We start from the raw sequence: 13,078 nt of genomic DNA on the forward strand, positions 1-13,078 counted from the left end.
TCCCGCCCAAGTTGACCATCGCCGGACGAATGTACCGACTCGAAGCCATCCGACGCGTCCGGCGGGCACTTGAAAACGGCTTCCGCCGCGCCCTCTTGGTGCAAGCCACCGGCTACCAAGGAAAACCCGCGTCACCAACTTTCTTGTGCGGGCTACTCTGCGCGGCAGGGCCAAACGCATTCTCTTCTTGTGCGATCGCCGCGGGTGCGCAAACAAGCCGACAACACCTTCAAGCGCTTCCACCCGGCGAACCCCGCGTCGTCATCGACGGCGAAGCGTCCCTCCGCCCGCGACAAGCGCATCACTTGGCCACCTATCCCGCCGTGGTGAAATGCTTACGCAGCTTCGATATCGGCTCCTCCGACCTGATCATCGCCGACGGATCCCACCGCAACATTTGCCCGCGATCTCCGCGGGCTCTTCCTCTGTTTCGACGCCCTCAAGTAGGCCCCCACCGCGACGCCAGTCAAGTTCATCAATCAACGACACCTACAAGCTCTTCCAATGCGAGCACAACGTTCCGACGGCCGAACTACGGCTACACAAAAAGGCATCGAATCGACGCCCCCCTACTTGGTGCCCTTCCGCGTGCGCGAGTTTCAATCAAAGGATTCCGCAAAGAAGGCTTGAAGTATTCGCAAAAGACCGCCGATCAGCGCGAACAGCTCGAAGACCAAGACGAAAACGCCGCCGCCGTCGATTACGATCCCAACGACCTCGATCGCGACGTCTTCAACAAGACACGACCCGCAACGTTTGGCGCAGCTTGATGAACGGAGGCATCCGCGACGCCACCGGATCGCCGCATCGGCCAAAACCTTAGTCTTCGCGAAGTCACCTGCACGCCTTGCACGTTTGTTCAAGATCTTCAGAAAATTTACCCCAAGCTCGGCAGGACGTTCTGCCGCGTCATCGACAACCAAGTCGCCTATGCCGATCAATTGATCGACGACTTCAAGCAAAAAGACCGCGAGCCCGTCATCGCCATTTCCGTCGACATGCTCGATACCGGCATCAACGTCCCCGAAGTCATCAACCTCGTCTTTACCAAGGCCGTCAAGTCATTCGTCAAGTTCTGGCAAATAGTTGGTCGAGGCACACGCTTGTGCCGGGATATCTTCCCGGTCCCGACAAGGATAAAACCGAATTTTGATATTAGATCACGAGGGCGCAATTTTTGGTTCTTCGAGGAGGTCTACAAGGAAAAGCAAGAAAGCGCGCAAAAGTCGCTCCTGCAGCGCCTCTTCGAAGCTCGAGTGGCCGTCGCGGAGGCCGCGATCGAGAAAATGAACGATCCCGTCTTTCAAGCGACCGTCGATTTGCTCGCGGCGGACATTCGCGACGTCATTGCCTCGAAAGCCATCGACGTGCGCGACAACCTCAAAGCCCTCGAGCTGCTCTCGGATCGTGATCGCCTTGCGCCATTCGATGCGGCCGTGAAGGCCGATTTGCGCTCGATCGCCGGGCCGCTCATGATGTGGCGCGACATTCGCGGCGAAGAAGACGCCTACCGATTCGATGTACTCGTCCGCACCTCGAAAAGCCGTCCTGAAGCAATCGCCGGGAAGATCGATTTGAAGGCGGCCGTGGAAGCCGAAGTCGCGCGGCTCATGAAAAACCAAATCCCGTCAAAGCCAAAGCCGCTTCCATTTTGGCCGTCGAGAGCAAAGAATTTTGGAAGCACGTCACGGTCCCCGAGCTCGGAGATTCGCCTGGATCCGCGCGGCATCATGAAGTTTCAGGCGCCCACGCGCACGACGCGCGTCGCGCCGCGCGTGTACGACGTCACCGATGGCGATACCGCCGGCGTCGATTACACGACGAAGCTCGAAGGTTTGGATTTGATCGAATATCGCCAGCGCGTCGAAAAGGTCATTCGCGAGCATTTCGCGACCGATCCCGTTCTCCAGCGCATTCGCGCGGGAAAACGCGTCCCCGACGACGAGCTCGAGACGCTCGCCGCGCTCGTTTTGCGCGTGGACGACAAAGCCAACGTGAAACGATTGGTGCAGCCCGATCAAAAGCAATCGCTGCTCGATGTCCTGCGGGGCCTCGTGGGGCTCGATGCCGACGCCGTGGACGCGGCGTTCACGGATTTCGTGCACAAGTATCCGCACATGTCGGCGCAGCAGCTTCGTTTCTCTTTGCAGGTCCTGAAAAACCACATCGCTCCAAATTGCGGCATCGACATCGGACGACTCGAACAGCCGCCCTTCACCAGCATTCACGCCGAGAGCATCTACGGCGTCTTCACGGAAGCACAGCAAGTCGACGGAAGTACTTGGCATCTTGGCGGCGTTCGAGGTACGTAGGGCGCCACCGAGCAACCCGCCGCCGGCGCTACAGGCATCATGATCACCGGAAAACTCCGCAGCGACATCGACACTTTGGGAAGAATTCTGGACCGGTGGGATCACGAACCCGCTCACCGTCATCGAACAGATTTCTTTTTGATGTTCTCCCGGCTGCTCGATGTGGCCGAAACCCGCAAGAAAAGCAAGCCGAGCGCACGAAAAAACCGTTCAAGCGCACGTTCGACGGCCCAGGACGACCCTCGGCGCTGGAAAAACTTCGCCAGAAAAAGCCGAAGACATGTTGTCCACCGTCAACGAGAAGGTGTTCAAACACTTTCGCGAGCTCAATGGCGGCACCACGTTCGGCGAATACATGGCCGATGCGCAGCTCTTGATTCAAAAGCCGAATCTTTTGGTATCGGCCGTGAACAAGATCGACGCGCTGCCCATTACCGAGGGCGATTCGAAGGGCGATCTTTACGAATACCTCTTGAGCAAGCTGACGACGGCGGGCATCAATGGGCAATTTCGCACGCCGCGGCACATCATTCGCTTCATGGTGGACATGCTCGAACCGAAGCCCACGGAGACGATAGGCGATCCTGCGTGCGGCACGGCGGGGTTTCTCGTGGGTGTGATGCAATATTTGCTGGAAACGTATTCGTCACCGGCGGGGATATTGAAGGGTGAGGGCGGCGAGAAGGTGTACACGGGCGACAAGCTCGAGCCGTATCGGCAGCACATTCAGAACGACATGTTCCACGGATTCGATTTCGACAGCACGATGTTGCGCATCGCATCGATGAACTTGATGCTGCACGGGGTGGACAATCCGGACATTCATTATCAGGACACGCTGTCCAATTCATTTCCGGAGAAGTTCGCGAAGCAAGCGCGGGACCATTTCGATGTGATTCTGGCGAATCCTCCGTTCAAGGGAGCCTGGATGCGGAGGACGTGCATCCGACGCTCACGCAGAAGGTGAAGACGAAGAAGACGGAGCTTTTGTTCGTGGCGCTGATCCGCGCATGTTGAAGAAGGCGGTCGGAGCGCGACGATCGTGCCGGATGGTGTTTTGTTTGGTTCGTCGAAGGGGCACGTGGCCTTGCGGCAATTGCTGGTGGAAGACAATCAGCTCGAGGCGGTGATATCGTTGCCGTCGGGTGTGTTCAAGCCGTACGCGGGGGTATCGACGGCGATCTTGGTGTTTACGAAGGGTGGGAAAACGGATCACGTCTTCTTTTACGACGTGGAGGCGGATGGGTATTCGCTGGACGACAAGCGTGACCCGGTGAAAGACAATGATTTGCCTGCGGCGCTCGAGGCGGTGGAGGAAGCGATGCGAGCAGGACAAGGATCGCACGGCGAAGCATTTCATGGTGCCGGTTGGGGAGATACGGGAGAAGAATTTTGATTTGTCGATCAATCGGTACAAGGAGGCGGTGCACGAGGAGGTGAAGTACGATCCGCCGAAAGAGATATTGAAGCGGTTGCGTGCGCTGGAGAAGGAGATCGCGAAGGATTTGGGGGAATTGGAGGGGATGCTTTAATGAAGCGTTGGCCTTCGCGACCGCTTGCACAATGCGGTCGTTTGCTTTCCGGCGGCACGCCGAGCAAGAGTAATCCCGACTTTTGGGGTGGATCGCTTCCGTGGTTCAGCTCAAAGGAAATCAGGAGTTTCGAGTTATCTGAAGCGGAACTCAACGTGACGGAGCTGGGCGCGCAAAACGGGACGAATTTGATTCCGCCTGGCACTGTGCTCTTCGTTGTTCGCGGCATGAGTCTCGCGAAGGAATTTCGCGTAGGCGTTACGACCGTGCCTGCCACATTCAATCAAGATGTCAAGGCAATCGTCCCTTCAGCAGATGTCGATTCGCGTTATCTCACACGGTGCCTGATGTGGCTCGAGCCGATGGTCTTATCGCAAGCCGAAGAGTCCTCACACGGCACGAAACGGCTGCCATCGCATATCTTCGAGGAATTACCCATTCCCCTCCCTCCCCTCCCCGAACAACGCCGCATTGCCGACATCCTCGACAAGGCCGACGCCATTCGTCGCAAGCGCAAGGAGGCGATCACGCTGACCGAGGATCTGCTGCGCTCGGCGTTTTTGGAGATGGTTGGGCCACGAGCGCCAGGCTACAACGAGTGGCCGGAGTATCGGCTCGAGCAACTCGCAGCGTCCATTCCGAACGCGATGAGAACCGGACCTTTCGGGAGCGATCTTCGACATTCTGAATTCGTGGATAGCGGTATTGCTGTACTCGGGATTGACAACGCGGTCAAAAATCGGTTTACTTGGGGTGAACGTCGTTATATTACGCCCCAAAAGTACGAATCGCTAAAACGGTACACGGTGCGACCAAACGACGTAATCGTGACCATTATGGGAACGACAGGCCGGTCTGCGGTCGTACCCGAAGATATTCCGACGGCCATTACGTCGAAGCACCTCGCGACGCTGTCACTTAATCGTGACTTGGTAGAGCCAGAATTCATTGCGCAAGCTTTGCATGAACATCCCGGCGTCGTTGCGCAAATCGAACAGGCAAACAGAGGTGCGATAATGAGCGGCTTGAACCTCGGAATCATCAGAGCGCTTACGGTACGACTTCCCCCGCTCGACGTGCAGCGTCGCTTTGCAATGTTTACTGCGAAGACTCGCAAGCTAGCTCAAGACAATGACTGTGGGCTCGTCGTATCAGACCACCTCTTCTCCTCCCTCGTCGACCGAGCCTTTCGTGGCGAGCTCACCGCGCCCAGCGCTTCCAAGAAGAAGCAGCTCGACATGTTCGATGCCCTCGGCGGCGAGTGAAAACGCCACCTCGGCCGCCCAGACGCCCTTCGTACGCCTGCTCGAGGCCACCTGGCCCGCCAGACGCCCTTCGTACGCCTGCTCGAGGCCTCCTCGGCCGCCCAGACGCCCTTCGTACGACTGCTCGAGGCCACCTCGGCCCCCAAGTCCAGCTTCAGCGGAACTGCGAAGCGCTCCTGGGCTGCCGAGTGCAGCTTCAGCGGAACTGCGAAGCCCTCCTGGGCGGCCAAGATGGTCATGCGCAACGCGGCGGAGGGCTCCTCGGCGACGTGGAGGCTCAACGCGAGCTGCGGAGGCGGCATCGAGGGTGCCGCCGAGGTTCGCGCATCTCCTGACTTGCCTGCGGTCGTCCGAGCCGTCAGCCCCGCACGCCGGAACGAGTTCACCGACGCCCGAGCCGCGACTCCGGCATTGCAAATGCCGACCGAGCTTTGGGCGTGGGGTGCAGTCGTCGCATCTCAGCCCTTGACGATCTGGCCCATGCAATGTTGGAATGGCTTGGTGAACCCTTTCCTCTATCGGCTCATCGCTCGTGCTGGCTTGCTCCGCATGCCCTGCGCGACCGCGGTCTGCATGCTCGTCGCCGCGGTGATCTTTAGCTGCGGCGCTGGTCCTGCTGATGACCCGACCACCTGCTATACAGAGGTCCTCGTAAGGCCCGATTGGAAACCCATCGACGGCGACAAGCCGACCATGGCCAAGCTTGGCCATGAGGCGATGGAGGCGATTGGATACGAGGAAATCATCAATCGCGCGGAGGACGCGGGCTGGGTAAAAACGGTACGTATTGATCAAGCTCAAACGCCAGCCCGCAAAGTGCTCATTGCCGACGGCACCGCGGTAGCTGCAGACCAGTTGATCAAGGTATTCACGAGATATGCGTTCGCCGCGGGCGTGACGTCGCAAGCGGACTCCCCCGTCCCCGGCCCAGCGGATGCGGTGGCAGTGGGAATTTTGGTAATCGGGCTCATCCATGTGGGTATTCTGAAAACCGAGGAGATCCTTGCCGCCCAGCAAGCTCAGGCCACCACCGCGGCCGGCGCCACTGTGGGCGCCGCTGCTGCTGCTGCCACTCCGACCGCCAAACCCACCACGACGACGACGGCCCCGCCGTTGCCACTTGGCCAGACGCGAGAAAGTTGTCCGCCATGCAAAACTGTCAGCGGTCGAATCGTGCCGGTTGGCACGATGAGCTATCGGCCTTTGGATACACCGGCCAAGCCCCAACATGGCGTCATAGGACCACATTACAACATCTACAGAGCGAACCAAGCGCCGAGTACCTCACCGCTGCCATGCAGATGCTTCTGGCAGCCGATAGGCGCTGTATCGCCTGCGGACTTGTCAATCGATGCTATCCCGATAGAACCGTTCGCGAACCCTGGGGGTTGAGTGAGGACTGAATGAAATACCCCGACGGACAAGAAGTCAAGTTAGGTGATAGAGTCAAACTCGGTCAGGATGACGGAGGTGTCGTCCTCTGTTCAATCGATACTGGCGAATACAGCGACGAACATTCGGAAGCTCAATGGGGCTATCTAAAAAAAGGCGTGATGATTGATTTTCCGAAATACGGACTGATCCATTTCGAAGAACCAGATCCGGATCTTCAACTGATTGCGCGCAAGTAGTAACGCCGCGCCCGAGCGTCATCGAGAGCCGTGGCTTCCCACCCCGCTGTGAAGATTTGCGCCCGCGAGTACGGCAGGATCGTTCCAGCGTCCCGAAGCGACATCGCCATGGCCATGCCGTACGACTCGACAATCTCCCCCTGCAGTGCCTTGTCCAGTTGGGCTTTTGTAGGATCTTTTGGCAGCTCTTCCGCGATTTCCCTTGACAAGACCTTCGGATCCAAGATGCCGGCTACTTTCTTCTGGCTGAGCGCCCTCGTGACCGTCTCGATGAACTCCTTACCCGACTTGAACGGGATCCCGATGATCGCGAACGTACCCGCGGCCGCCTGAAGGAGTAACAAATCCGGCCCACCAGCGTTTTTCCCTGGCGGTATCCCGAAGCGCGAGCCGTTCGGATCCTCGAGCGAACCCGACGTGTCACCCGGTCTCGACGCCTCGAGTGTATTCAGATTTGCTGGGTGTCCACTGCTTTTTTCTTTTGTCGTCCAAAATGTACGCCCATTCGGTGACCTGTACGAGACGCCCCTGGGCGTCGATATAAGGCTTGGGAACCTGTGGAGGGCGCACGCACACGTGCACGCGTACCGGCTCCTTCTTTTTGCCTTGCGCCGGTGCCGCGAAGAACCGCGGATCGCCACGACCAACCGATTGCTCGGCAACCGTGACGTCACGTAGCTCGATCCCGTGAAAAAACTCCGCTGCATCCGCCAAGAACCGCACGGGTTTCGCGCAGGTCAAACCGTACTCCGGCGGCATTCTCGATATGCTCGATCGGGGTGCGTCGGGGTCGTATTACGCCCATAGATTCACGCCCTCGGGACATCGAGCGGTTTGTCGCAAATATGCACGACGTCCGCGCGGGGATTGCTCCATTGGAGGTCGCCCATTGTGAGGGCAACCGGCGCTGCATAGCAGCAGCAATGCGCACATGAATTGCAAGAACGGTGGCAGGTGGTGCTTCGGCATACGGCGAGGACAACAGCATGCGTCTGGCGGGTCAAGGCATTCGTTGCGAGGTGCTGGTCCAGGCCGTCGTCACCGCTCGATGGTCACCGGCGTCCATTCGAACGTTTTCACGCCGGCTTCGCGGAAAATGTTCATCACTTTGGGCGTGACGAGGACGTAGGGCGACGGACGCTTCTCGCCAAATCCTTTTTCCTTGTTTTCGGGCCAAAACTCGCCAAACCATTCCCACGTCAGGTTGAAGTCTTGCATGCCGACCAGATCCTCTTCGCGGTAGGCCTGCTTGGGGAAAATCATGCGCCCTCCCCGCCGACAAACCTTGCAAAGATACTGCTCGTCTTCCGCCGTGAGCTCCCCGCGCGTGGGTGGCATCGTGTGTTCGATGAGGATTTGGTCGCGGGCCACGCTGGTCCATTTGTCGTTTTTCAATCGTGCCCGAACGTCGCCAAACGAGATTCCCGTGATGCGGGCGTCTTTCAGCTTCTTGACCATGCCGCCGTCGACGAGGATGTGGCCCTGCCAGCTACCGATCGCCCGATGCTTCCGGATCCTACTCAAATAGTCGCCATCGACGTACAGTACCGATGGTTTGTACCGCTCCCGCGCCGCAGTTGGCGCACGCTGCGCTCATATCATACTTGGTACCGCCTCGCAGGGACACGTGAAAGCTATTCTTGATATCCGCCGACATCAACAATAGTCGCGCACTTTGGCGGTCTTCCTCGGAGTATTCGATGAACGAGCACATGTCGAACTGCTCGCCGTAATGCTGGAGCAGCGCGATCACCTTGGCGATACGAGGGTCTCTGTCATCCAGTTCAAGCCGTACGGTAACGCGCCGATAATTCAGGACCGTGTAGTCATGTATGTTCGCAACTTCCGCGCCGCAACCTGCAGGACCAAGGATCGCCGAGGCATCGCCCGGAAGGCGTTCGGCATCGAAACTGATCTGGATTTTCTTCTTCATGGCTTTTCCGTGTTCTGCAACGTACCGTCCGAGTCATGGGAAGTAAGACTCAATCGCCTTGAGCCATGAGGGGTATGGAGCGTACACCTTTTGGTAGATCGCCCACAACTGTTGCTGGTCCGGGTACTTTTTGCCGGTTCCTGCCAGGACCGTTGCTCGAGCTTCCTCCAGCGCCTTCGTAACCGCCTTGTGCTCCGCTTCCGAGAGGACGATGGCCGGGACATCGTCGATCGCTTTCCCCAGTTTGAAGACCTTGTCCCCCATGTCAACTTCCAGGATATGATGCGCCTGGAACTTCCCTTCCCATCCCCTCGTGAAGATCTTGGCCCGCGAATACGGCAGAATCACAGCCGCATCCCGAAGCGATGGCGCCATGGCTTTGCCAAATGACTCGAGGGCTTCGAAGGGCTTCGTGTTGCCCTGCTTCAGCGCCGCGATGGCTTTGTCTATTACGGCTTGCTCGGGCTCGTGCGCCAACTGCTCCGCGATTTCCCTTGACAAGACCTTCGGATCCAAGATGCCGGCTACTTTCTTCTGGCTGAGCGCCCTCGTGACCGTGTCGATGAACTCCTTACCCGACTTGAACGGGATCCCGATGACCGCGAACGTACCCGCGGCCGCCTGAAGGAGCAACAAATCCGGCCCGCCAGCGTTTTTCCCGGACGGTATCCCGTACCGCGAGCCGTTCGGATCCTTCAGCGAACCCGATGTGTCGCCCGAGGCCAACGCGCCGGCGATGGCCAAGTTGCGCGAGAGCACTTGCAAGAAGTTCAGTGGCGGCCCGTTGCCGTCCGGGCCCGATGTCGACGTGGTTTGCCCGTCGCCTTTCTTGGGACTTGCCGGGTTTGCCGCAGTCGTCGACGTCGTTTGGCCGTTGCCCGTGCCCGTCGACGTCGTTTGGCCGTTGCCTTGCTTGGAGTCGCCCTGCGCCGCTTCCCTGGCCGCAGTGACCTCGGCCAGGTTTCCCGTACCCGCGACCCGGTCGTACGGCTTGGGGGCCGGTTTCTTCGGACAGCGCAATCTTGTGTTTTTGCCGAAATAGTACACAGACTCTGGAGGCGCACTTGCATCGAAGACGAAGATGATGTCAGCGTTTGCGGCTTCTTGCGCGAAAGCCGATTCTTGTTCGCGCGGGAATAATGTCTTTTTATCCTTGTCTCCCCAGAAATTTGCCCACTGACCGACCTTGTTCGAAACCCCCGGCTGACGCACGCATACGTGCACGCGCGGGGGCGCCGTCTTCTTGCGGGGCTTGCTGCCTTGCGCCGGTGCCGCGAAGAACCGCGGATCGCCACGACCACCCGACTCCTCGGCGACCGTGACCTCAGGTGGCTCGATCCCGTGAAAAACTCCGCTGGATCCGCCAAGAACCGCACCGGTTTCGCGCAGGTCAAACCGTACTCCGGCGGCATTCTCGATATGCTCGATCGGGGTGCGTCGGGGTCGTATTCAAAAACACATCCGCACGGTGCGCAAACCACCTCAATTCAGCGGGATCCTCGCCCGTGACGAGCTGTCCCGTCTCCGAATTGAATGCCCACAGATTCACGTCCTCGGGGACATCGAGCGGTTTGTCGCAAATATGCACGACGTCCGCGCGGGGATTGCTCCATTGGAGGTCGCCCATTGTGAGGCAACCGGCGCCGCATAGCAGCAGCAATGCGCACACGAATTGCAAGAACGGTGGCAGGTGGTGCTTCGGCATACGGCGAGCACAACAACATGCGTCAGGCGGGTCAAGGCATTCGTTGGCGAGGTGCTGGTCCAGGCCGTCGTCACCGCTCGATGGTCACCGGCGTCCATTCGAACGTTTTCACGCGGGCTTCGCGGAAGATGTTCATGACTTTGGGCGTGACGAGGACGTAGGGCGACGGACGCTTCTCGCCAAATCCTTTTTCCTTGTTTTCGGGCCAAAACTCGCCAAACCATTCCCACGTCAGGTTGAAGTCCTGCATCCCGACCAGATCCTCTTCGCGGTAGGGCTGCTTGGGGAAATTCATGCGACCTCCCCGCCGACAAACCTTGCAAAGATACTCCTCATCCTTTGCTGTAAGCTCCCCGCGCATAGGGGGCATCGTATGTTCGATGAGGATTTGGTCGCGGGCCACGCTGGTCCATTTGTCGTTTCTCAATCGCGCTCGAACGTCGCCAAACGAGATTCCGGTGACGCCGGCGTCTTTGAGCTTCTTGACCATGCCGCCGTCGACGATGATCACCCCATCGAAGCTACCGATGGCGCGATGTTTTCGGATCCGACTCAGCTTGTCGCCGTCGACGTAGAGCACCGAGGCTTGTCGTGCACCTGTGCCGCAGTTCGCGCATGCTTCGGACATGTCGTACTTGGTACCGTATAGTAAGGCCGGGCCAAGGCTGTCCTTGAAATTATCTGGACGCATCAGGAGCAACCGCGCATTTTGGCGGTCTTCGTTGGAGTATTCGATGTACGTGTACGTATCGACTTCGACGCCGTGTTGTTGCAGTAACGCGAATACCTTGGGAACGCGTTCGTCACTTTCGTCGAGGTCGATGTACACGGAGACGTTGCGTATGTTCATGATGGAGCCAGCCAATACTTCCGCAACGTCCGGCCCGCAGGCCGTGGGGATCAGAATCGCGTCTGCTTCGCCGGGAATGTTTTCTGCCCGAAATTTAATAGATATTTTCGTTTTCATTGATCTCCGCCCTCGTCACGAGAAGCCGTCATTTCTTGAAGTATCCCTCGATGGCCGTAAGCCAAGAGGGATAATCCTTGTAGACCTTTTGGTACATTTGCCACACGTCAGCGGGCTCTAATTTTTTCTCCGTCTTCTTGAGGGTATCCAGCAGCTCGTTATGCGCCTTCGTCAAGCGCCCCGTAATCAACTCATGCTGCTCCTTGGATAGAATGATCGCAGGGATATCATCGATCGCTTGCTTCCCCATGCCGAAGACATCTTCCGCCACGTCCACCTCCAGAACATGATGCGCCTGGAACTTCCCTTCCCATCCCCTCGTGAAGATCTTGGCCCGCGAATACGGCAGAATCACAGCCGCATCCCGAAGCGATGGCGCCATGGCTTTGCCAAATGACTCGAGGGCTTCGAAGGGCTTCGTGTTGCCCTGCTTCAGCGCCGCGATGGCTTTGTCTATTACGGCTTGCTCGGGCTCGTGCGCCAACTGCTCCGCGATTTCCCTTGACAAGACCTTCGGATCCAAGATGCCGGCTACTTTCTTTTGGCTGAGCGCCCTCGTGACCGTCTCGATGAACTCCTTACCCGACTTGAACGGGATCCCGATGACCGCGAACGTACCCGCGGCCGCTTGAAGGAGCAACAAATCCGGCCCGCCAGCGTTTTTCCCGGACGGGATCCCGTACCGCGAGCCGTTCGGATCCTCGAGCGAACCCGATGTGTCGCCCGAGGCCAACGCGCCGGCGATTGCCAAGTTGCGCGAGAGCACTTGCAAGAAGTTCAGTGGCGGCCCGTTGCCGTCCGGGCCCGATGTCGACGTGGTTTGCCCGTCGCCTTTCTTGGGACTTGCCGGGTTTGCCGCAGTCGTCGACGTCGTTTGGCCGTTGCCCGTGCCCGTCGACGTCGTTTGGCCGTTGCCTTGCTTGGAGTCGCCCTGCGCCGCTTCCCTGGCCGCAGTGACCTCGGCCAGGTTTCCCGTACCCGCGACCCGGTCGTACGGCAGGGGCCGGTTTCTTCGGACAGCGCAATCTTGTGTTTTTGCCGAAATAGTACACAGACTCTGGAGGCGCACTTGCATCGAAGACGAAGATGATGTCAGCGTTTGCGGCTTCTTGCGCGAAAGCCGATTCTTGTTCGCGCGGGAATAATGTCTTTTATCCTTGTCTCCCCAGAAGTGCCCACTGACCGACCTTGTTCGAAACCCCCGGCTGACGCACGCATACGTGCACGCGCGGGGGCGCCGTCTTCTTGCGGGGCTTGCTGCCTTGCGCCGGTGCCGCGAAGAACCGCGGATCGCCACGACCACCCGACTCCTCGGCGACCGTGACCTCAGGTGGCTCGATCCCGTGAAAAAACTCCGCTGGATCCGCCAAGAACCGCACCGGTTTCGCGCAGGTCAAACCGTACTCCGGCGGCATTCTCGATATGCTCGATCGGGGTGCGTCGGGGTCGTATTCGAAAAACACATCCGCACGGTGCGCAAACCACCTCAATTCAGCGGGATCCTCGCCCGTGACGAGCTGTCCCGTCTCCGAATTGAATGCCCACAGATTCACGTCCTCGGGGACATCGAGCGGTTTGTCGCAAATATGCACGACGTCCGCGCGGGGATTGCTCCATTGGAGGTCGCCCATTGTGAGGCAACCGGCGCTGCATAGCAGCAGCAATGCGCACATGAATTGCAAGAACGGTGGCAGGTGGTGCTTCGGCATACGGCGAGCACAACAGCATGCGTC

Annotated in this window: 14 protein-coding genes and 1 pseudogene; 6 read left to right on the plus strand and 9 right to left on the minus strand. The window is 58.7% G+C overall.

The genetic code is table 11. The features are described 5' to 3' along the window. The first annotated feature begins 626 nt into the window (after positions 1–626). The 6 genes and pseudogenes from IPM54_12300 (at position 627) to IPM54_12325 (ending at position 6,740) form a co-directional block, all read left to right on the plus strand. Positions 627–770, plus strand: coding sequence for a hypothetical protein (locus tag IPM54_12300; GenBank protein MBK9260591.1), 144 nt, complete (start codon positions 627–629; stop codon positions 768–770). A gap of 171 nt (positions 771–941) precedes the next feature. Then, the gene (locus IPM54_12305) at positions 942–2,312 is read left to right on the plus strand and encodes a hypothetical protein (protein MBK9260592.1); all 1,371 of its coding nucleotides are present in this window, start codon (positions 942–944) and stop codon (positions 2,310–2,312) included. A 39-nt stretch (positions 2,313–2,351) separates the two neighbouring features. Further along, positions 2,352–3,844 (plus strand): annotated as a pseudogene (locus tag IPM54_12310) (N-6 DNA methylase). Beyond that, positions 3,844–5,109: a restriction endonuclease subunit S gene (locus IPM54_12315; GenBank protein ID MBK9260593.1), complete on the plus strand. Its 1,266-nt coding sequence runs from the start codon at positions 3,844–3,846 to the stop codon at positions 5,107–5,109. Before IPM54_12310 ends, IPM54_12315 begins: the two are co-directional and overlap by 1 nt. A gap of 237 nt (positions 5,110–5,346) precedes the next feature. Continuing rightward, entirely contained in the window at positions 5,347–6,501 is a 1,155-nt protein-coding gene (locus IPM54_12320; GenBank protein MBK9260594.1) for a hypothetical protein, read from the plus strand. A gap of 11 nt (positions 6,502–6,512) precedes the next feature. Next, positions 6,513–6,740, plus strand: a complete 228-nt coding sequence (locus tag IPM54_12325; protein ID MBK9260595.1) for a hypothetical protein — start codon at positions 6,513–6,515, stop codon at positions 6,738–6,740. Here the strand turns inward: IPM54_12325 and IPM54_12330 are convergent. The 9 genes from IPM54_12330 to IPM54_12370 form a co-directional block, all read right to left on the minus strand. Further along, the gene (locus IPM54_12330) at positions 6,719–7,084 is read right to left on the minus strand and encodes a hypothetical protein (protein ID MBK9260596.1); all 366 of its coding nucleotides are present in this window, start codon (positions 7,082–7,084) and stop codon (positions 6,719–6,721) included. The genes IPM54_12325 and IPM54_12330 overlap by 22 nt on opposite strands. 76 nt (positions 7,085–7,160) lie before the next feature. After that, entirely contained in the window at positions 7,161–7,499 is a 339-nt protein-coding gene (locus IPM54_12335) for a hypothetical protein (protein MBK9260597.1), read from the minus strand. A gap of 279 nt (positions 7,500–7,778) precedes the next feature. Then, positions 7,779–8,264 (minus strand): hypothetical protein, encoded by a 486-nt coding sequence (locus IPM54_12340; protein MBK9260598.1) that lies wholly within the window; start codon positions 8,262–8,264, stop codon positions 7,779–7,781. After that, positions 8,257–8,673 carry a hypothetical protein gene (locus IPM54_12345; protein ID MBK9260599.1) on the minus strand — a complete coding sequence of 139 codons (417 nt, stop codon included), beginning with the start codon at positions 8,671–8,673 and terminating at the stop codon, positions 8,257–8,259. Before IPM54_12345 ends, IPM54_12340 begins: the two co-directional genes overlap by 8 nt. Before the next feature lie 33 nt (positions 8,674–8,706). Next, on the minus strand, positions 8,707–9,885 hold the full coding sequence (locus IPM54_12350) for a hypothetical protein (protein MBK9260600.1): 1,179 nt from the start codon (positions 9,883–9,885) through the stop codon (positions 8,707–8,709). Between the two features lie 178 nt (positions 9,886–10,063). Then, positions 10,064–10,378: a hypothetical protein gene (locus IPM54_12355; protein ID MBK9260601.1), complete on the minus strand. Its 315-nt coding sequence runs from the start codon at positions 10,376–10,378 to the stop codon at positions 10,064–10,066. Between the two features lie 70 nt (positions 10,379–10,448). After that, positions 10,449–11,345: a hypothetical protein gene (locus IPM54_12360; protein MBK9260602.1), complete on the minus strand. Its 897-nt coding sequence runs from the start codon at positions 11,343–11,345 to the stop codon at positions 10,449–10,451. Between the two features lie 28 nt (positions 11,346–11,373). Beyond that, complete coding sequence (locus IPM54_12365; protein MBK9260603.1) at positions 11,374–12,420, minus strand: hypothetical protein; 1,047 nt, start codon at positions 12,418–12,420, stop codon at positions 11,374–11,376. Between the two features lie 76 nt (positions 12,421–12,496). Continuing rightward, positions 12,497–13,054 (minus strand): hypothetical protein, encoded by a 558-nt coding sequence (locus tag IPM54_12370; GenBank protein ID MBK9260604.1) that lies wholly within the window; start codon positions 13,052–13,054, stop codon positions 12,497–12,499. Positions 13,055–13,078: the final 24 nt, after the last annotated feature.

It is taken from the genome of Polyangiaceae bacterium (assembly GCA_016715885.1).
Classification (GTDB): domain Bacteria; phylum Myxococcota_A; class Polyangia; order Polyangiales; family Polyangiaceae; genus Polyangium.